Source organism: Nocardia sp. IBHARD005, from assembly GCF_052814245.1.
The window spans coordinates 5,174,731-5,194,082 of sequence record NZ_CP199935.1; the positions used below are offsets into that span (position 1 = coordinate 5,174,731).

Sequence of the window (19,352 nt, forward strand, 5' to 3'; positions counted from 1 at the left end):
AGCGTGCGCACATACCGGATCGCGACCATTCCCGGTGACGGAATCGGCGTCGATGTGACCATCGAGGCGGTGAAGGTGCTCGACCGGGTCCTGCCGGGAATCCGCTGGACCGAGTTCGACTTCTCGTGTGAGAACTACCTGCGGACCGGTGCGATGATGCCGGCCGACGGACCGGAGCAGCTCGCGGAGTTCGACGCGATCCTGTTGGGCGCCGTCGGATTCCCCGGGGTGCCCGACCATATTTCGCTGTGGGGCTTGCTGATTCCGCTGCGGCGCGCCTTCGCCCAGTACGTCAACCTGCGGCCGGTGCGGCTGCTGCCCGGCACGGAATCGGCACTGCGCGACCGCACCGCCGACGACCTCGACATGCTGATCGTCCGCGAGAACTCCGAGGGCGAGTACTCCGAGATCGGCGGCATCCACAACCCGGGTAGGCCGGACGAATTCGTCCTGCAGGAGTCGGTGTTCACCCGCACCGGCTGCGAACGGATCATCCGCTACGCCTTCGACCGCGCCGCGCAACGCTCGGGAAAGCTCTGCTCGGCGACCAAATCCAATGGCCTGATCCACTCGATGCCGTACTGGGACAGCATTTTCGAGCGCGTCTCGGCCGAATATCCGTCGGTGCGAACACGGCAGATGCACGTCGACGCGCTCGCCGCGGAAATCGTGCTGCACCCCGACCGCCTCGACGTGATCGTCGGCTCGAACCTGTTCGGCGACATCCTCTCCGACCTCGCCGCCGCCGTCACCGGCGGCCTCGGGCTCGCACCCTCGGGCAATATCAACCCCGCGGCGGACGCACCGTCGATGTTCGAGGCCGTGCACGGCAGCGCACCCGATATCGCAGGGATGGGCATCGCCGATCCGGTCGCGCAGATCCTGGCGGGTGCGATGCTGCTCGAACACCTCGGCGAGCACGCCGCGGCCGCCGCCGTCGACCAGGCGGTCTGTGATGTTCTCGCCACGGGCACGGTCCGCACCCCTGACCTCGGCGGCACTGCCACCACCGCCGAACTCGGCACCGCCATCGCCGACCGCGCCGCCGAACTCGCGAACGCCCGCACCGAAGCATGAACCGAACACCACCGGCACCGTTGGCAAGGCAGCGGCAGCGTCCTGGCACCGAACTCGCGAATTCGTTGACCGAACCCGCCGGTCCCTGCCGCGCCGTAGCTGCTGAGGAGCTCCTGTAGGTAACTCGGGCACCCGTCCCTCGCGCGGCCGAAACCAGCGGGCACCCGCACCATGACGCCGAACTGCGCACCGAGCGGGGAGCTCTTCGGTGAGCACAACGTCATCGCGAGGCAACTGCCAAGAAAATCGCAGGCAATCGGTGGTGCGCACCATGAGTCGCAGTGTCGGTGATGGGTCCTCGGAAGGCGAGACGTGGTGACGAGCGCACGGGTGGGCGTAGTTCCGGCAGCGCAGTGTGGGCTGGGTCGGGTGCGCGCGCAGATAACCGCGGATCTCGAACCGATCGCGGTGCGGCAGCGACCCGTGGCCGAGGCGGTCGGGGCGACCCTTGCCCTCGCCCTCGCCGCGGGCACTCCCCTGCCGCGGGTGGACAGCGCCGCCATGGACGGCTACGCCGTCGCGGGTCCTGGACCGTGGTGGCGGCTGCACCAGCAGGTCAGCTACGCCGGACGCGGCTGCTCGGTGGTCCTGGCACCCGGCGAGGCGGTGCGGATCGCGACCGGCGCCGCGACCCCGCTGGGCACCACGGCGACCCTGCGCGACGAACACATCGTGACCACGACCGTGTCCGGTAAGCCGGTTGTGATGCGAGCGCCCGGCGCACCGGTGCGCGACGACACCCGCCGCCAAGGCGAACACTGGAGCAGCGGAACAGAATTGGCTCGCGCCGGTGCCCGTGTGTCGGCGGCGCTGGCTTCCGCGGCGCTCAGCGCCGAGGCCGAAACCGTCACCGTGCGTGGACCTTTGCGGGCCGATGTGGTGATGACCGGCGACGAGATCCGCGCCGTCGGCCCGCTCGGCCCCGGCGAAACCCGCGACTCCCTCGGCCCCGTACTGCCGCAGTTCCTGCGCTGCTGCGATATCGAGAGCACCGGCCTGTGGCACCTCGCCGACAGTCGTGACCTGATGCGCTCCTGGCTCACCCTGAAATCCCACGCCGACCTGGTCGTGATGGTCGGCGCCACCGGCCGCGGTGCCGCCGACCACCTGCGTACCCTGCTCGCCGACCTCGGCGCCCGCATCATCGTCGAGCGCGTAGCGATCCGCCCCGGCGGCTCCACCCTCGTCGCCCAGCTCCCCGACGGTCGCGTTCTCCTCGGCCTACCCGGCAACCCCTTCGCCGCTGTCGCCGCCCTGTTGGCCGTCGGTCCGGCCATCGTCGACGCGCTCACCCTGCGCTCCCCCGGACCCACCATGTGGGGCCGCCTCTCCGACGCGGGCGTCATGGAGGGCGAAGCCACCCGCATAGTCGGCGTCCAGCAACACCCCGGCGGCGTCTGGCGCAGCACCGGTCCCGCCCACACCCCGCACTTGGCGGGCCTCATCGCCTGCCAGGCCCTTGCCATCCTCCCACCCGGCACCGGCCGGGGCTCCCTCGTCGAACTGCTCCCCCTCCCCCACTGACTCAACGGCGTTGCCGCACAACAGCAGCGGCCCTGGTGCGGTACTCCACACCAGGGCCGTAATCTGCTGGATCAGCCGTGCTGCGGCGGCTGCCAGGGGCGACCGTACGGGTCGTCGGGGCGAGGCGCGCGATGTTCCTGAGGGGCGATCGGGGGCGGGGCAGGCAGCTCCGGGCTCGCCTTGGCCACCGAGGTCTTCGGGCGCGGAACGGGTGTTTCGAAACCTTCGACGGGGGTGCGCGCGGTGGCTTCCGCAGCGCGGACCGCCTCGGCGATTTTCGGGTCGGAGGCGGTTTCGAACCAGTCGGCTACGTCGGCGTCGTCTTCGATCTTCACCGGAGCTTCGTCGGTGGACGCCTCGTAGCGGAAGACGCCGTCCTCGCCCTTGGTGGCGAAGTTCTGGGCGAAACCTTCCAGGGCCTTACCGAAGTCGCTGGGGACCAGCCACACCTTGTTCGCGTCGCCCTTGGCCACCATCGGCAGGGTCTGCATGTATTGGTAGGCAAGCAGTTCCGGAGTCGGCTTGCCGTTCTTGATAGCGGCGAACACCTTCTCGATCGCCTTCGCCTGACCTTGGGCCTGCAGGTAGGAGGCGGCGCGTTCACCCTGCGCGCGCAGAATGCGGCTCTGGCGTTCACCCTCGGCCGACAGGATCGAGGACTGCTTGCCACCCTCGGCGGTCAGGATCGCCGCCTGCTTGGCGCCCTCGGCCGTCTTGATCTGCGCTTCGCGGTTGCCTTCGGCGGTGAGGATGGTCGCGCGCTTCTCGCGATCGGCCTTCATCTGCTTCTCCATCGATTCCTGGATCGACGGCGGCGGATCGATGGACTTGAGTTCCACCCGGGCCACGCGAAGGCCCCAGCGACCGGTGGCCTCGTCGAGCACACCGCGCAGCTGGTTGTTGATCTGATCGCGCGAGGTCAGCGTCTCTTCCAGGGTCATGCCACCGACCACGTTGCGCAAGGTGGTGACGGTGAGCTGCTCGACCGCGGCGATGTAGTTGCTGATCTCGTAGACGGCGGCCTGCGGGCTGGTGACCTGGAAATACACCACCGAGTCGATCTGCAGGGTGAGGTTGTCCTGGGTGATCACCGGCTGCGGCGGGAACGACACGACCCGCTCACGCAGATCCACTTTCGCGCGGACGCGATCGGCGAACGGGACGAGGAACGTCAGCTGACCGGACACGGTGCGCGAATAACGCCCGAGCCGTTCGATCACCGCCGCCTCGGCCTGCGGGACGAGCGCGATCGATTTGAAAACCACCACCACGACCAACAGGACGAGGACGGCGGCCACGATCAAGGCAACCATTACTAGGGACCCTTCCAGACGACAGCGGTCGCGCCGTCGATCTTCATCACATAGACAGTCACACCGGCTTCGTACACGTCGCTCGGGTCGAGCGGACGCGCGGTCCAGACCTCGCCGCCGAGCTTGACCTGACCCGAATACTCAGCGACCTGCTCGAGCACCAGCGCCGACTTACCCGGCAGCGCATCGGCATTCGTCGGAGTGGGCGGCGGCGAACCGAACTTACGGCGCAGCAGCGGGCGCACACCGAGGAACAGCACACCGGCTATCGCGGCGAACACCAGCGCATCGCCCCACACCGGTATGTCGGTGGCGGCGCTGACACCCGCCGTACCGAGTGCCGCCACGCCCAGCGTGAGCAGCATGAGATCCCCGGTGAGCATTTCCGCCGCCGCGAGAACGATGCCCGCGATCAGCCAGACTATTGCGGCCACACTGCCAGCCTAGCCCTGATGCCCCCGTTGCGGGCAGCCTCGCGCGATCAGCCGGTCCGGTGCGGCGCTGCGACGCAGTGGGTTCCGTGCGCGGTAGTTTCGGGGCGTGAGTGCGCGAGACAGCTACGGCGATATCTATTCCGGACATGATCGGACCAAGAAGAAGCCGGTGCCGACGGTGAGTGCCGAACGGGACCTGGTGGTGGAGGACGCGGCGAGCGGATTCTGCGGTGCCGTAGTCGGTTTCGACCGCAGCTACGACGGCGAATTCGTGAAACTCGAGGACGCGCGCGGCGCGGTGCGACTGTTCGCGATGCGGGAAGCGGCCTTCCTGATCGACGGGAAACCGGTGACGCTGACCAGGCCCACCGCCACCGCGCCGAAACAGCAGACCCGGTCGGCGTCGGGCTCCACCCGCGTCGAGGGCTTGCGCGCAAGAGTCGCCCGGACCAGCCGGATCTGGGTGGAAGGCGTGCACGACGCGGCGCTGGTCGAACGGGTGTGGGGCCACGACCTGCGGGTTGAGGGCGTGGTGGTCGAGCATCTGGAAGGCCTCGACAATCTCGGTGCCCGGCTCACCGAGTTCGAACCAGGTCCTGGCGCGCGGGTGGGGGTGCTCGTCGACCACCTGGTGACCGGCTCGAAGGAGACGCACCTGACCACCGGCCTCGGACCGCATGTGCTGGTGACCGGCCATCCCTACATCGACGTGTGGCAGGCAGTGCGCCCCGCCGCGCTCGGCATCGACGCCTGGCCTGCGGTGCCGCGCGGCGAGGACTGGAAGACCGGAATCTGCGCGCGCCTCGGCTGGGGAACACCCCAGCAGGGCTGGCGCCGTGTCTACGATGCGGTCGGCTCGTTCCGGGATCTGGAATCCCCGCTCATCGGCGCCGTCGAACGGCTCATCGACTTCGTCACCGAGCCCCAGTGATCGCACAGCAGGTCAGGTGGGTCCCCGCACCGAAAACAACGGCCCGCGTACACACCATCGGCGGCCTCAGTGCACGCACGCGATCGTCGGCGAACCTTTATGCTCGATGATTATGTGCTCTCCCAGTGCCACGCTGACGCTGTGGGCCGGCTCCTGGCTGGCCGGTACCAGCGCGCCCGACGACGTGCTGGAGGCACTCCATGCCTGGGCGCCGCGCCACACCATCGCGGCGGGCGACCCGGTCACCGGCGGACGCACGGATCTGCCGTGGACCTCACGCGGCGCAGCGGGCTCCGGTGCCATGCCCCTGCTCAAGGTGATCCGCGAGGCGATGGCTCCGGCCGGTGCGCAGTTGCGGCTGGTCCTGCCCGCGCCGGGTGACGTGCGTGGGCTGCCGGTCGGCACCGCCTTCGCGGCCGACGCGATCGACGCCGAGGAAGGCCTGCTGCTCGGTGTTCCCGGTGAGCCGGGCACCGGCCTGATCCCACAGTGGGACGACGACGAAACCCTGCAGTGGAGCGTCTACGGCGTCGACCTCCCCCGCATCGCGGGTCACGATATGTCGCTCGGTGAGGCCGAGTACACGATGCGCGAATCGGTCCGTGACGCCGCCGACGCTCTCATGCAGCTGCACACCACGTCGGTCGGCAACGGTGACGATGATCCGCGCGAGCAGATCGAGGCGCAGCTGGCGGCCTACTCACGCCACGCCTACCCCGACTCGATCCCGTTGCGCGCCAAGCGAATTCTCGATACCGCCGATCACGTGGCCGCGATCCTCACCGTCGCCCAGCACGAACCGGCGTCCTCGCCCACCTCGGCCACCGCGATCGGCGCGCACGAATCCCTGCTGCGCCCGCTGTGGAACACCATCCGCGAGGCTCGCCTCGTCGCGGTCCACGCCGCCGCCCGCCGCGACGGCTAGACCTGCCGGGCGCCGCGAAGTCCAGCGGCCGACGGAGCCGATTCGTCAGCGACGGTAGGACTGCTGGTACGGGTACGGCGCCTGCTGCGGGTACGGCATCGGCTGCTGCTGGGGATACTGACCCTGCGGATACTGCAGCGGGTACTGGGCCTGCGGATAGCCGGGACCCGACGGTTGCTGTTGCGGGTACGGCTGCTGATACTGGGCCGGATACGGCTGAGGCGGCTAACGCAGAGCAGACTCGAAGTGGGAAGTGCCAGTTCAGAATCCGCCGAGGGCCGCCTTCAGATCCGGCACATCGAGCACCTTGACTGTGGCGTCCCGGACACGCGGGCAGGTGCGGATGGTGACGGTGTCGACGATGCGCCGATTGAAGGAAATGGCGGCATTGGCGACGGTGTCGTTCACTGTCCACAGCTTCATCGCGCCGGTGAACGCCACCCGTGCGACCTTCGGGCCCAGCGCCTTCCACGTGCCCTTCTGTCCGTCGAGGATGCCGCACAGTTCCTGCACCGAGGCTTGCGAAATGGTGGGCTCGGTGGGCTGGTATGGCTGGGTTTGGTAGCCGGAGTCTTTGCCGCACCCGGTCAGCCCGAGCGCGGCGGCGGCCAGTACCAGGGCGAACCCGGCGGCGCGGCGCGGCGGTGTCGAGATCATCGGCACATCCTCCGATCAGTCGAGCACAACTGTGGAAAGGCTACTCCTCGAACCCGGGCCGACCGATGAATGGTTATCCGGTTGTGTTCAGCGCCGGACCGGGCGCGCGGGCAGTTCGCAGCACCCCGGAGCGCACCGGGCACCGTCGACGGTGCAGCCGTAACCGGGGACTTCGCCGAGTGCACGTACCGGACCGCCACGCACCTGTTCGGCGATCAGTTCGACGATCATCCGGGAGAACCTAGGGTCGGTGCCGGGAGTCCCCGCGCGAGCGAAGGCCATGCCGAGTTCGGCGGCGCGGGTGGATGCTTCGTTGTCGAGGTCCCAGATCACCTCGAGGTGATCGGAGACGAAACCGACCGGGCACACCACCACGGCGTCGATTCCCTTGCCGTGCAGCACATCCAGGTGATCGACGATGTCGGGTTCGAGCCACGGCACCTGCGGTGGACCCGAGCGCGACTGCCACACCACGTCATACTCGGCGAAACCGGTTGCCGCGGCGCACAATCGGGCGGCTTCGGCGACCTGGCGACTGTAGAGGCAGCCACCGTCGGCGGGCGGTCCCGCGGCGGTGTCGGCGGCGACGGGAATGGAATGCGCGGTGAACACCAGACGGATACCGGCGCGGCGATCGGCCGGAATCTGTTGCACCGCAGCGGCGATCGCGTCGGCAAAGGACTCGATCAGCAGCGGATGATCGAAGTACTGGCGTAGCTTCACCAGCTCGGGGGCAGCCGAGCCCACTGCCGTGCGGGCACGGCTGATGTCCTCGTCGTACTGGCGGCAACCGGAATACCCGCCCCACGCGGAGGTCGGGAAGACCAGCGCCGAGCGCACGCCGTCGGCGGTCATCCGCGCGACCGTGTCCTCGACCATGGGGTGCCAGTTGCGATTGCCGAAATAGACCGGCAGACCCATCCCGGCATCGGCGAGGTCGGCCTCGACCGCGGCGATGATCTGCTGATTCAACGCGTTGATCGGCGAGATCCCGCCGAAATGCAGGTAGTGCTGCGCGACCTCGGCGAGCCGTTCGGGGGGCACCCCACGGCCCCGAGTGACGTTCTCCAGGAAGGGGATCACGTCCTCGGGACCCTCGGGGCCACCGAAGGACAGCAGCAGCAGGGCGTCCGGCATCAGCTCAGGGACATGTTCTCCGGGAACCACATGTTGTGGCTGGCGCCGCCGTCGACGTAGATGATCGAGCCGGTGGTGGCGGGCAGCCAATCCGAGAGCAGAGCCACGATCGACTTGCCGACCGCGCGCGGGTCGTTGCCGTCCCAGCCGATCGGCGACGCACCGTCCCAGTACTGGTCGAGCTGGACGAGCTGCTTGGCATCGTCGGTGGCGGTACCCGCGATGGCCTTGGCGGCCAGGGTCTTGATCGGGCCCGCGGCGATCAGGTTGGAGCGCACCTTCTTGGCCGCACCCACCTCACGCGCCACGTAGCGGTTCACCGACTCCAGCGCGGCCTTGGACACGCCCATCCAGTTGTAATACGGCATGGCCACGCGCGGATCGAAGTCCATGCCGACCAGCGAACCGCCCTCGTTCATGACGGGGAGCACGGCGCGCGCGAGCGAGGCGTAGCTCCACGCGGAGATCTCGAACGACTTGGCGACATCGGGGCCGGGGCCCTCGAGGAACGGCAGCGCGCCGGGTCCCATGATCGAACGCGGCGCGAACGCGATGGAGTGCAGCGCGCCGTCGATGCCCTCGGGCGCGAGCTCACGCAGCTTCTCGGTGAGCGCGGCCAGGTCCTCTTCGTTGGTCACGTCGAGGCCGATGGCAGGCGGCACTTCCTGCGGCAGCCGCTTGGCGATGCGGTCGATGAGCCGCAGGCGGTCGGGGATACCGGTGATGATCACCCTCGCGCCCTGCTCCTGCGCGATCGCGGCCGCGTGGAACGCGATCGACGAGTCGGTGATGATGCCGGTGACCAGGATGGTCTTGCCTTCGAGCAGTCCGCCCATGAGTTTTCGGTTCTCCTGAGATCAGTGTGGGTTGCTGCCACCTTGTCGGTGGTGCGGTGCGATCTGTTAGCGGGTCAGTGACCCATGCAATGGCGGCCGTCGACGTGGACGACAGTGCCGCTGTTGGATCAGTGACCCATGCAATGGCGGCCGTCGACGTGGACGACAGTGCCGCTGTTGGATCAGTGACCCATGCCCATGCCGCCGTCGACCGGAATAACCGCGCCGGTGACGTAGCGGGAGTCCTCCGAGGCCAGGAAGCTGATCACCGCAGCGACGTCCTCGGCCTGACCGAGGCGGCCCAGCGGGATGAACTTCTTCGCGGTTTCCTTCAGATCGTCGGGCAGTTCGGCGGTCATATCGGTCTCGATGAAACCAGGGGCGACCACGTTCGCGGTGATCGAGCGTGAGCCCAGCTCACGGCTGATGGAGCGAGCCATGCCGATCACACCTGCTTTGGAGGAGGCGTAGTTGATCTGGCCGGGGCCACCACCGAGCCCGACGACGGAGCCGAGGAAGATCATCCGGCCCCAGCGACCCTTCAACATGGCGCGGTTGGCGCGCTTGGCGCAGCGGAACGCGCCGGTGAGGTTGGCGTCGATGACCCGCTCGAACTGGTCCTCGGTCATGCGCATCAGCAGGGTGTCGTCGGTGATGCCCGCATTGGCGACCAGCACCTCGACCGCACCCTGGTGCTCCTCGACCTCGGTGAACGCACGATCGACCGAATCACTGTCGGTGACATCGCATTTCACACCGAACAGACCCTCGGGCACCCCCGATCCACGATGGGTGACGGCGACCTTGTGGCCGTCGGCCTGCAGACGTTGCGCGACCGCGAGACCGATACCTCGGTTACCGCCGGTGACCAGGACCGACCGGGATGTGACGTTCGACATAGGGTCCAACCTATCTGTTCCGATTCGTGCGCCCCGCGTCAGGGGTCGCGCCGTTGCGACAGCTCACAACGCGGGGCGGTGGGAGCTAGGGCAGGCGTTGACGATAGAGCAAACTGACCACGACTCCCGCCGCGATGGCCAGCATGCCGAGCAACAGCCAGGGCCTGCTCGCATCGCCACGCGTGGTCTCGTAGCCGATCTGTTCCTCGAGGGTGTCGTAGACCGCGGTGAGTTCGGCCAGCGACGAGGCGGTGTAGAAATCGCCGCCGGACAGCTCGGCGATCTCGCGCAGCGAGTCGTTGTCCACGGGCACCTTCACCCGCTGCGAACCCTTGCCGTCGGAGTCCGGGATCTCGACCGTGCCCCATTCGGTGCCGAAGGAGATCGTGGAGACCGGGATGCCCTTGTTCTTGGCCAGGCGCGCGGCGGTGAAACCGTGCCGCGGGTTGTCGATGTCCTTGTCGTCGGGCACGGTCTGCTTGCCGTCCGACATCAGCACCACGCGCGCGGGCGGTGGTGTCTCGGCGCCACCGAGCACGGCGGCCAGGGTGTCGATCGACTGCAGGGCCGTGAGGATGCCCTCGCCGGTGGCGGTGCGCTCGGCCAGCTTGATGTTGTCGATCGAGTGCTTGACCGCTTCGCGGTTGGTGGTCGGCGACACCATCACCGAGGCCGTGCCGGCGAAGGTGACGAAACCGAGGTTGATGCCCGGAGTCAGGCCTTCGACGAAATCCTTGCCTGCTTCCTGCGCGACCTGCAATCTGCCCGGCTCCACGTCGGTGGCTTCCATCGACAGCGAAACATCCATCACCAGAACAACAGTCGCGCGGTTTCGCGGCACCTTCTGCACGGCGGTCGGGCCAGCGGCGGCGATGGTGAGCAGAATCAAGCCGACCAGGATGAGCGCGATCGGCACGTGCCGCATCGGACTCGGTCGCGACGGGGCGACCCGTTCCAGGATGGCCATGTTGCCGAACTGCAGCATCCGCTTGTGCCTGGCGCGCTGCACCAGCACATAGCCGAGCACGAGCAGGGCGACGACCGCGAGGAAACCGAGCCAGACGACGGCCGTGAAATGCGAAATACTCACTGGCGAGGCACCCGCCCGCTCGGGGCGCCGAGGCTGTGGCGCCGGGTGGACACGAACCGGACCACGTCGGCGATCCAGTCCCGATCGGTCTGCAGGGTGAGCACCGGCGCGCCGCAGCTGCGCAGCGCCTGCGCCACCTGCTCACGCTGGGCTCCGGCCGCGGCCGCGAAATCGGCACGCAGCGTGGGGGTGACGCTGAACTCGCGGGTGCGCCCCGATTCGGGATCGTGCAGCACCACGTCGCCGCCGTCGGGCAGCGCGATATCCAGGGGGTCGAGCACTTCCACGGCCAGGAGGTCGTGGCGTGCGGAGATCGCGCGCAGGGAACGCTGCCAGTCGACGTCGCCGAGGAAATCACTGATCACCACGGCCAGACCGCGTTTGCGTTGCGGACGGCGCAGCGATTCGATCCCAGCCTTGAGATCACCGCGGACACCGTCGCGGGCGTGCGGGGTGGTCGCGATACCGCGCAGCAGGGTCTGGGCGTGCATACGCCCGCTGCGGGCGGGAATGCGCACCAGATCCTGACCGGTCGCGACGACGGCGCCGATCCGGTTGCCGCCGCCGGAGGTGAGGTGGGTGATCGCCGCGGCCGCCGCGATCGCGAGATCGCGCTTGTGTACCCGACCGGTGCCGAAGTCCAGGCTCGACGACAGGTCGACGACGAGCCAGGTCTCCAGCTCGCGGTCTGCGATCATCTGCCGCACGTGCGGATGGGTGGTGCGGGCGGTGACCGACCAATCCATCTGTCGGACATCGTCACCCGGCTGATACAGCCGCGCCTCCCCCGGTTCCGAACCGGGACCGGGGATCAGGCCCTGGTGGTCACCGTGCAGCACGCCGTCGAGGCGGCGCCGCACGGTCAACTCGAGGGTCTTGAGCGCGGCGGCCAGTTTCGGGTCGGTCAGTTCACCGGCACGAAACGATGGCGGGGCGTGAGACGACATGGGCACGCGGACAACGGGTTCCGGCGCACTCACTGGGGCGCGACAGAGCCGGCGGGCTGGGACTGCTGCCCGTTCACCGGCTGCGGCACAGGCTGAAGCTGTGCGGGCGGCTGCGGCACCGGCTGCGGGGCGACCTGACCGTTGACGGCCTGCGGGGCGACCTGCGGCAGACCGACGGTCTGCAGCACCCGCTTGATGACGTGCTCGGGCGAAACCTCGTCGGCCAGTGCGTCATAGGACAGCACCAGACGGTGCCGCAGCACGTCCGGGATGACCTCGACGACATCCTGCGGGACCACGTAGTCACGGCCACGGATCAGCGCGACCGAGCGCGCCGCGGCGATGATGCCGAGGCTCGCACGCGGGGAAGCGCCGTAAGAGATCCAGCTCGCCACATCGTCCATGCCGAATTCGCCGGGCGTGCGGGTCGCGGTGATCACGCGGACCACGTAGTCGACGAGCGCGTGGTGCACGAAGACGTTGGCGGCCACCTTCTGCAGGCGGATGATGTCCTCGGGGTCGAGAATCTGATTCGGCTCGGGCGGGCTCACACCCATCCGGTAGATGATCTCGCGCTCTTCCTCGACCGAGGGGTAGTCGACGAGGACCTTGAACAGGAAGCGGTCGCGCTGCGCCTCGGGCAGCGGGTACACGCCTTCGCTCTCGATCGGGTTCTGGGTCGCCATGACCAGGAACGGATCGGGCATCGGGTAGGTCTTGCCGCCGATCGACAGCTTGCGCTCGGCCATCACCTCGAGCAGTGCCGACTGCACCTTGGCCGGTGCGCGGTTGATCTCGTCGGCGAGCACGAAGTTCGCGACGACCGGGCCGAGCTCGGTGTCGAATTCCTCGCGGCCCTGCCGGTAGATGCGGGTTCCGATGAGGTCGGTGGGCACGAGGTCCGGGGTGAACTGCACCCGGGAGAACGAGCCGCCGATGACCTTGGCGAAGGTTTCCACCGCAAGAGTCTTCGCGACGCCGGGCACACCTTCGAGCAACACGTGTCCGCGCGCCAGCACGGCGACGAGCAAACGCTCGACGAGCCGATCCTGACCGACGATAACCCGCTTGACCTCGTAGATCGCCTTCTCGAGAGTCTGGACGTCACGCTCCAGGGTGCTCGGCGTAGCCGTACCGGCGTCCTTCGCCAGCTTCGGCCCGCTCACACCTTCCGTCGAAGTCACCAACATCCCCGCTTTCGCTTTGGTCCTGTGCGTGCGGCACCAACTATTCCATTGAATCGCCCGGTGCGCCGCAACCGGCCAGGACTAGACGGGGATTCGTCCTGTGCGTGACGGCGCTCACCTCCGGCGGCAAGTGTGGCACCCACCGCACCGATTTCGCCCCCACCAGCGGCGATACGCCCTCAGTCGGTGACGATGCGGACCGCGTACGGCATGATGCCGTCTTCGCGGACCGGGGAAATCTTCACGACATCCCCGGATTCAGGGGCCTCGATCATCTTGCCGTTGCCCAGATACATCGCCACATGCGCGCTGCCGCCGGGACCCCAGAAGAGCATGTCGCCGCGTTCGCGATCCTCGACGTTCACCCGGGTGCCCGCGTTGTACTGGTAGCCGCTGTAATGCGGCAGGGAGACGCCGATACCGGCGAAGGCGTAGAGCATCAGCCCCGAGCAGTCGAAGCCGACTTTGTCGAAGTCGCCGTGGGCGTCGCCGGTGCCGCCGTCGCGGATGCCGAGGGTGGGCCCGTCCTCGTCGCCGCCACCCCAGGCGTAGGTGACGCCGAGTTGCGACATCGCGCGGTCGACCACCGTTTCGATCGCGGCCGAACCGGTGACCTGTGGTTTCGTGGGGCGCGGCTTGGTTCTGCGCGGAGACGCCGGGGTCGACTCGAGGTCGGTGTGCGGGCGCTGACCCTCGTTGAGCTGGGCGGCGCGGTCGCGGGCGGCCTTGTCGGCGGCGGCGCGCGCGGCGGCGGCGTTGGCCGCGGCCAGCAGGGCCAGCACCTCGGCTTCGCGCTGATCGTCCCAGCTCAGGAAGATCTCGCGCTGGCTCTGGAGCCCGGCGACGGTCGAGCGGGCGATGTCGAGGGCGGACTGCGCGGCACTGCGGTCGCGACGCAGGTTGTCGCGGGCCACGGCCTGGGTGTCGAACTCGGATTTCGCGATGTTCACCGCGGTCTGGGCGGCGTCGCGCTGGCGTTGCGCGCCCGCCGCGGCGGTATCGGCGTCGGCCTTGGCCTGGCGGGCGGCGGAATTCTGATTGGCCTGGGCGACCTGGGCGCGGCGCAGATCGTCGAGGATCTGCCGCTGGTTCCTCGACACCATGCCGAGCACCTGCGCGCGGTCCATCGCGGCATCGGGGGTCGAGGAGGCGAGGTAGGTGACGACCGAGCTGTTGGCGGGGCGGACGTAGGCCTGGGTGGCGACCTGATCGAAATCCTGGCGTGCCGCACCGACTTTCACGCCCGCGTCGGCCAGTTGGGTCTGGCTGTCGGTGACGGCGGCCGCTGCCGCGTCGGCGGCGTCGCGTGCGGTCTGCAGGTCGACGAGCGCCCGGTTGACCGCTTCCCGTTTGCCCGCGAGCTCGTCGTCGAGTTCGCGCAACTGCTGATCGGCCGCGGCGACGCGATTGATCAGCACGCCGATCTCGCTGACCCGCGCGTCGACCTGGGCGCTCGCGCCCGCGATCTCGCCGTCGGACGGATTGGGTGGCGGGGGTGGTACCGCCGCGACCGGTCCCGCGCCGCCGAGTACAACCAGCACCGCCAGCAAACCGATCGCTATCCGTAATAGACCTGGTTCGTCCTGCCTGCCCGCACCGCGCACGGCACCTCCGAGTATCTCGACTCGACATACGCCACCGGCACATCAGCCGAAACACCGACCACACGAGTCGACTAATGCCCCTTGTACCACTGCATTCACGATCGCGATCACCGCAACCGTACGACACATAGTTCCCAAAGGAAACATCTGCCACAGTGGCGCGCGGCAACAATTCATCGATTGCTCAGAATTTGCCTGGCGCTGGACAGCTTTCTACGCGGAAGAACAGACCGCTGGTGTGGAAATGCGACTGGAATGAAACCAGTTAGTTGGTGGAACCCGCATCGATGCGCGACGACGCGGCGACTGCCGGTGCGTCCACCTCGGGACCGCGACGGACCTTGACCAGGTACAGCCCGGCGATCACCAGCACCATCAGGGTCATCAAGACCGTGGTGATGACGCCCCAGGAGACGCCCTCCGGCTGCTCGAGCCGGTTGACGAAGGCCTGCACGGCCTCTTCGGGGCGGTTGCCCTTGTACTTGGCCGAGTCCTCGGCCCACTCCAGCCGAACCCGGCTGATGCTGTCGCTGTAGGTACCGATCCAGTCGTCGCTGAACACCGCGACGGTGCCGTGCGTGCTTTCGCCGACCTCGGTGGCCAGATCACGTAGGCTCGAGTCGTGGCCGGGATTACCGGGAACGATGACGACACTGAGCGGGATCCCCTCGGATCGCGCCTGTGCGACGATCGCCGCCAGTTTCTCCTGATCCTGACCCTTGGGGGCCGCGACGTGATTGTCGGCGAGGTCGGACGCGACGCTGCTCAGCACGGTGTTCGGCGGCAGTTCGGCCGCCATCGGCGCAAAAGTGGTCATGTTCCATCCGGTCTGTCGAGCCACGATCGCCGGTGTCGCGACGGGCGTCCAACACTGCCAAGGTGAGCGTCACTGCGTCTTCCCCGACTTCGCTCGTCAGGCACAGTACGCGACGGAGTGCTCGACCACGCCTACATGGCACCACCGACGGCCCCCGCGTATTTCATAGGACAAGCGTACTGTTAGGCTCTTACGGCGAGGAAACCGGCGTCTCACGGCGCCGGATACCCCCTCCGAAGACGCGAGCCGCCGGCACAGCCCCGCCGGCGGCACACCCTCACAGATGAGTGGAGCTGACGTGACGAAGATTGATACCTTCGGCGCCAAAGGCACGCTCGAGGTCGGAAGCAACTCCTACGAGATCTTCCGTCTCTCGGCTGTTCCCGGCACCGAGAAGCTGCCCTACGCCCTGAAGGTGCTGGCAGAGAACCTGCTGCGCACCGAGGACGGCGCGAACATCACCGCCGACCACATCCGCGAGATCGCGAACTGGGACCCCTCGGCACAGCCGAGCGTCGAGATCCAGTTCACCCCCGCGCGCGTGATCATGCAGGACTTCACCGGCGTGCCCTGCATCGTCGACCTCGCCACCATGCGTGAGGCCGTCACCGTCCTCGGCGGCGACCCGAGCAAGGTCAACCCGCTCTCGCCGGCTGACATGGTCATCGACCACTCGGTGATCCTGGACGTCTTCGGCCGCGCCGACGCGCTGGAGCGCAACGTCGAGCTCGAGTACGAGCGCAACGGCGAGCGTTACCAGTTCCTGCGTTGGGGCCAGGGCGCCTTCGACGACTTCAAGGTCGTCCCCCCGGGCATGGGCATCGTCCACCAGGTCAACATCGAGTACCTGGCACCGACGGTCATGATCCGCAACGGCCAGGCCTACCCCGATACCTGTGTCGGCACCGACTCGCACACCACCATGGTCAACGGCCTCGGCGTGCTCGGCTGGGGCGTCGGCGGCATCGAGGCCGAGGCCGCGATGCTCGGCCAGCCGGTCTCCATGCTGATCCCGCGCGTCGTCGGCTTCAAGCTGACCGGTGAGATCAAGCCCGGCGTGACCGCCACCGACGTGGTGCTCACCGTCACCGAGCAGCTGCGTAAGCACGGCGTCGTCGGCAAGTTCGTCGAGTTCTACGGTGCCGGCGTCGCCGAGGTGCCCCTCGCGAACCGCGCGACCCTCGGCAACATGAGCCCCGAGTTCGGTTCCACCGCCGCGATCTTCCCGATCGACGGCGAAACCATCAACTACCTGCGCCTGACCGGCCGCAGCGACGAGCAGCTCGCGCTCGTCGAGGCGTACGCCAAGGAACAGGGCATGTGGCACGACCCCGAGCGCGAGCCGGTCTACTCGGAATACCTCGAGCTCGACCTGGGCAGCGTCGTGCCCTCGATCGCGGGCCCGAAGCGTCCCCAGGACCGCATCCTGCTCAGCGACTCCAAGAACGCGTTCCGCTCCGACATCGTCAACTACGTCGGCGAGGGTGAGCTCACCGCGCTGGACGAGGCAGGCGAGGAGTCCTTCCCCGCGTCGGATTCGGTCGCCGTGTCGGCCAACGCCGCCGACGACACCTACACCCCGGCCCACTCGGCCGCCAAGGGTGCCAACGGCCGGCCGTCCAAGCCGGTCGAGGTTGTCGGCGAAGACGGCAACAAGTTCGTGCTCGATCACGGTGCCGTCGTGGTCGCGGGTATCACCTCCTGCACCAACACCTCCAACCCGTCGGTCATGCTGGGCGCCGCCCTGCTCGCCCGCAACGCGGTGGAGAAGGGTCTCGCGACCAAGCCGTGGGTGAAGACCAACATGGCGCCGGGTTCGCAGGTCGTCACCGACTACTACGAGAAGGCCGGTCTGTGGCCCTACCTGGAGAAGCTGGGCTTCTTCGTCGGTGGCTACGGCTGCACCACCTGCATCGGTAACACCGGTCCGCTGCCCGAGGCGATCTCGGCCGCGATCAACGACAACGACCTCTCGGTCACCGCGGTGCTCTCGGGTAACCGCAACTTCGAGGGTCGCATCTCCCCCGACGTGAAGATGAACTATCTGGCCTCGCCGCCACTGGTCATCGCGTACGCGCTCGCGGGCACGATGGACTTCGACTTCGAGACCGACGCGCTGGGCCAGGACACCGACGGCAACGATGTCTTCCTGAAGGACATCTGGCCTTCGGCCCAGGAGATCGACGACACCATCAAGACGTCGATCAGCCAGGACATGTTCCGCAACTCCTACGCCACCGTCTTCGACGGTGACAAGCGTTGGCAGGAACTGTCCACCCCGGAGGGTGACACCTTCGCGTGGGACGAGAAGTCGACCTACGTGCGCAAGGCGCCGTACTTCGACGGCATGTCGATGGATCCCTCCCCCGTCACCGACATCTCCGGCGCTCGGGTGCTGGCACTGCTGGGCGACTCGGTCACCACCGACCACATCTCCCCGGCGGGCCCGATCAAGCCCGGCACCCCGGCCGCGCAGTACCTCGACGCCAACGGTGTGGCCCGCAAGGACTACAACTCGCTGGGCTCGCGTCGCGGTAACCACGAGGTCATGATCCGTGGCACCTTCGCCAACATCCGGCTGCGCAACCAGCTGCTCGATGACGTCTCGGGTGGTTACACCCGCGACTTCACCGTCGATGGTGGCCCGCAGGCGTTCATCTACGACGCCTCGCAGAACTACCAGGCCGCCGGCATCCCGCTGGTCGTGCTCGGTGGCAAGGAATACGGTTCGGGCTCCTCGCGTGACTGGGCCGCCAAGGGCACCAGCCTGCTGGGTGTGAAGGCCGTCATCACCGAGTCGTTCGAGCGCATCCACCGCTCCAACCTGATCGGCATGGGCGTTGTGCCGCTGCAGTTCCCGGCCGGGCAGTCCGCCGCGTCGCTGGGCCTGACCGGCACCGAGACCTTCGACATCGCGGGGATCACCGCCCTCAACGAGGGTGTCACCCCCAAGACCGTCAAGGTCACCGCCACCGCGGAAGACGGCAAGGTCACCGAGTTCGACGCGGTCGTCCGCATCGACACCCCCGGTGAGGCCGACTACTACCGCAACGGTGGCATCCTGCAGTACGTGCTGCGCAACATGATCCGCGGCTGATTGTTCGACCCGGTGGCGCGACATCGTAAGGTGTTGCGCCATAAGGGCATTCGTTTGCCCGTGAATAATGCGACAGCCCCCGTCTCGGTTCGCCGGGGCGGGGGTCGGTGTATCCGCTAGCTGGAGGAATCATGCCCAAGGTCAGCGACGACCACCTCGCCGCCCGCCGCAGCCAGATCCTCGACGGTGCACGACGCTGCTTCGCCGAATACGGCTACGACGGCGCCACCGTGCGCCGCCTGGAAGAGGCCATCGGCCTGTCCCGCGGCGCGATCTTCCACCATTTCCGCGACAAGGACGCCCTCTTCTTCGCCCTGGCCAAGGACGACGCCGAACGCATGGCCGACGTCGCCGCCAACCAGGGCCTCGTCCAGGTGATGCGCGACATGCTCGCCCGCCCGGAGGAATTCAACTGGCTCGGCACCCGCCTCGAGATCGCCCGCCGAGTCCGCACCGACCCCGAATTCCGCGCGGGCTGGACCCAGCGCTCGGCCGAACTCACCGCCGCGACGCTCGCCCGCCTGGAGCGCCGCAAGGCAGCGGGCGCCCTGCGCGACGACGTCCCCACCGACGTCCTGCTCGGCTACCTCGACCTGGTTCTCGACGGCCTCATCGCCCGCATCGCCTCGGGCCACACCAACGAAAACCTTTCCGCCGTACTGGATCTCGTCGAAGCCTCGGTGCGACGCAAGGAATCCTGAGTTAGGCGTACCTCCGCATTCGCTCCGGCCGTGCGCGGCTGAGGAACGCTGCGCGACTGCGCCTATTATGCTCGGCACGGCCATGGAGTAGTTCAGCAGGTAGAACGCCGACTCCACAGGACGGATGTCGCGGGTTCGATTCCCGCCTCCATGGCCACCGAACCATCGCCGATTGC

The 19,352-nt window shown here is 67.9% G+C and carries 17 protein-coding genes and 1 tRNA gene; 7 read left to right on the forward strand and 11 right to left on the reverse strand.

All coding sequences use genetic code 11. The annotated features are described in order from the left end of the window. Positions 1 to 3 precede the first annotated feature (3 nt). Both ACTWPB_RS24355 and ACTWPB_RS24360 read left to right on the forward strand, forming a co-directional pair. Positions 4 to 1,077 (forward strand): tartrate dehydrogenase, encoded by a 1,074-nt coding sequence (locus ACTWPB_RS24355; protein ID WP_446222863.1) that lies wholly within the window; start codon positions 4 to 6, stop codon positions 1,075 to 1,077. 315 nt (positions 1,078 to 1,392) lie between these two features. Then, a complete protein-coding gene (locus ACTWPB_RS24360; RefSeq protein WP_446222864.1) occupies positions 1,393 to 2,601 on the forward strand; it encodes a molybdopterin-binding protein in 1,209 nt (402 codons plus the stop codon). Between the two features lie 71 nt (positions 2,602 to 2,672). Here the strand turns inward: ACTWPB_RS24360 and ACTWPB_RS24365 are convergent, their stop codons facing one another. After that, positions 2,673 to 3,914, reverse strand: coding sequence for an SPFH domain-containing protein (locus ACTWPB_RS24365; protein ID WP_446222865.1), 1,242 nt, complete (start codon positions 3,912 to 3,914; stop codon positions 2,673 to 2,675). A 2-nt stretch (positions 3,915 to 3,916) separates the two neighbouring features. Continuing rightward, positions 3,917 to 4,348, reverse strand: coding sequence for an NfeD family protein (locus ACTWPB_RS24370; protein ID WP_446222866.1), 432 nt, complete (start codon positions 4,346 to 4,348; stop codon positions 3,917 to 3,919). A gap of 106 nt (positions 4,349 to 4,454) precedes the next feature. Here ACTWPB_RS24370 and ACTWPB_RS24375 point away from each other — a divergent pair, with 106 nt between their 5' ends. Together ACTWPB_RS24375 and ACTWPB_RS24380 are read left to right on the forward strand one after the other, a co-directional pair. Continuing rightward, the gene (locus tag ACTWPB_RS24375) at positions 4,455 to 5,279 is read left to right on the forward strand and encodes a DUF3097 domain-containing protein (RefSeq protein ID WP_446222867.1); all 825 of its coding nucleotides are present in this window, start codon (positions 4,455 to 4,457) and stop codon (positions 5,277 to 5,279) included. 112 nt (positions 5,280 to 5,391) lie between these two features. Continuing rightward, a complete protein-coding gene (locus ACTWPB_RS24380; RefSeq protein WP_446222868.1) occupies positions 5,392 to 6,204 on the forward strand; it encodes a hypothetical protein in 813 nt (270 codons plus the stop codon). A gap of 261 nt (positions 6,205 to 6,465) precedes the next feature. Here ACTWPB_RS24380 and ACTWPB_RS24385 read toward each other — a convergent pair whose 3' ends face one another. From ACTWPB_RS24385 to ACTWPB_RS24425, 9 genes are all read right to left on the reverse strand, one after another. Beyond that, positions 6,466 to 6,861 carry a hypothetical protein gene (locus ACTWPB_RS24385; protein WP_446222869.1) on the reverse strand — a complete coding sequence of 132 codons (396 nt, stop codon included), beginning with the start codon at positions 6,859 to 6,861 and terminating at the stop codon, positions 6,466 to 6,468. Between the two features lie 87 nt (positions 6,862 to 6,948). Further along, the gene (locus ACTWPB_RS24390; protein WP_446222870.1) at positions 6,949 to 7,998 is read right to left on the reverse strand and encodes a ferrochelatase; all 1,050 of its coding nucleotides are present in this window, start codon (positions 7,996 to 7,998) and stop codon (positions 6,949 to 6,951) included. Next, positions 7,998 to 8,834 carry an NADH-dependent enoyl-ACP reductase InhA gene (gene inhA / locus ACTWPB_RS24395; RefSeq protein ID WP_266290283.1) on the reverse strand — a complete coding sequence of 279 codons (837 nt, stop codon included), beginning with the start codon at positions 8,832 to 8,834 and terminating at the stop codon, positions 7,998 to 8,000. The genes ACTWPB_RS24390 and inhA overlap by 1 nt, the downstream gene beginning before the upstream one ends. Before the next feature lie 182 nt (positions 8,835 to 9,016). After that, entirely contained in the window at positions 9,017 to 9,733 is a 717-nt protein-coding gene (gene fabG1, locus ACTWPB_RS24400; RefSeq protein WP_446222871.1) for a 3-oxoacyl-ACP reductase FabG1, read from the reverse strand. 85 nt (positions 9,734 to 9,818) lie between these two features. Continuing rightward, a complete protein-coding gene (locus ACTWPB_RS24405) occupies positions 9,819 to 10,823 on the reverse strand; it encodes a VWA domain-containing protein (protein WP_446222872.1) in 1,005 nt (334 codons plus the stop codon). Beyond that, positions 10,820 to 11,770 (reverse strand): DUF58 domain-containing protein, encoded by a 951-nt coding sequence (locus tag ACTWPB_RS24410; protein ID WP_266290289.1) that lies wholly within the window; start codon positions 11,768 to 11,770, stop codon positions 10,820 to 10,822. Before ACTWPB_RS24410 ends, ACTWPB_RS24405 begins: the two co-directional genes overlap by 4 nt. Positions 11,771 to 11,799: 29 nt before the next feature. Continuing rightward, a complete protein-coding gene (locus ACTWPB_RS24415) occupies positions 11,800 to 12,960 on the reverse strand; it encodes an AAA family ATPase (RefSeq protein ID WP_446222873.1) in 1,161 nt (386 codons plus the stop codon). A gap of 176 nt (positions 12,961 to 13,136) precedes the next feature. Then, positions 13,137 to 14,498, reverse strand: coding sequence for an NlpC/P60 family protein (locus ACTWPB_RS24420; protein ID WP_446222874.1), 1,362 nt, complete (start codon positions 14,496 to 14,498; stop codon positions 13,137 to 13,139). Positions 14,499 to 14,826: 328 nt separating this feature from the next. Beyond that, on the reverse strand, positions 14,827 to 15,378 hold the full coding sequence (locus ACTWPB_RS24425; RefSeq protein WP_446222875.1) for an Rv1476 family membrane protein: 552 nt from the start codon (positions 15,376 to 15,378) through the stop codon (positions 14,827 to 14,829). A 283-nt stretch (positions 15,379 to 15,661) separates the two neighbouring features. On the opposite strand from ACTWPB_RS24425, the gene acnA reads away from it, so the two are divergent. From acnA to ACTWPB_RS24440, 3 genes are all read left to right on the forward strand, one after another. Further along, positions 15,662 to 18,475 (forward strand): aconitate hydratase AcnA, encoded by a 2,814-nt coding sequence (acnA, locus tag ACTWPB_RS24430; protein WP_446222876.1) that lies wholly within the window; start codon positions 15,662 to 15,664, stop codon positions 18,473 to 18,475. Positions 18,476 to 18,606: 131 nt separating this feature from the next. After that, entirely contained in the window at positions 18,607 to 19,176 is a 570-nt protein-coding gene (locus tag ACTWPB_RS24435; protein WP_266290299.1) for a TetR/AcrR family transcriptional regulator, read from the forward strand. Between the two features lie 81 nt (positions 19,177 to 19,257). After that, positions 19,258 to 19,333, forward strand: a tRNA-OTHER gene (locus ACTWPB_RS24440). Positions 19,334 to 19,352: the final 19 nt, after the last annotated feature.

Coding starts and splice junctions, on each gene's coding strand:
- ACTWPB_RS24365 (WP_446222865.1), bottom strand. CDS start 3,914: ATGGTTGCCTTGATCGTGGCCGCCGTCCTCGTCCTGTTGGTCGTGGTG.
- ACTWPB_RS24380 (WP_446222868.1), top strand. CDS start 5,392: ATGTGCTCTCCCAGTGCCACGCTGACGCTGTGGGCCGGCTCCTGGCTG.
- ACTWPB_RS24385 (WP_446222869.1), bottom strand. CDS start 6,861: ATGATCTCGACACCGCCGCGCCGCGCCGCCGGGTTCGCCCTGGTACTG.
- ACTWPB_RS24390 (WP_446222870.1), bottom strand. CDS start 7,998: ATGCCGGACGCCCTGCTGCTGCTGTCCTTCGGTGGCCCCGAGGGTCCC.
- inhA (WP_266290283.1), bottom strand. CDS start 8,834: ATGGGCGGACTGCTCGAAGGCAAGACCATCCTGGTCACCGGCATCATC.
- fabG1 (WP_446222871.1), bottom strand. CDS start 9,733: ATGTCGAACGTCACATCCCGGTCGGTCCTGGTCACCGGCGGTAACCGA.
- ACTWPB_RS24410 (WP_266290289.1), bottom strand. CDS start 11,770: ATGTCGTCTCACGCCCCGCCATCGTTTCGTGCCGGTGAACTGACCGAC.
- ACTWPB_RS24415 (WP_446222873.1), bottom strand. CDS start 12,960: ATGTTGGTGACTTCGACGGAAGGTGTGAGCGGGCCGAAGCTGGCGAAG.
- ACTWPB_RS24425 (WP_446222875.1), bottom strand. CDS start 15,378: ATGACCACTTTTGCGCCGATGGCGGCCGAACTGCCGCCGAACACCGTG.
- acnA (WP_446222876.1), top strand. CDS start 15,662: ATGAGTGGAGCTGACGTGACGAAGATTGATACCTTCGGCGCCAAAGGC.
- ACTWPB_RS24435 (WP_266290299.1), top strand. CDS start 18,607: ATGCCCAAGGTCAGCGACGACCACCTCGCCGCCCGCCGCAGCCAGATC.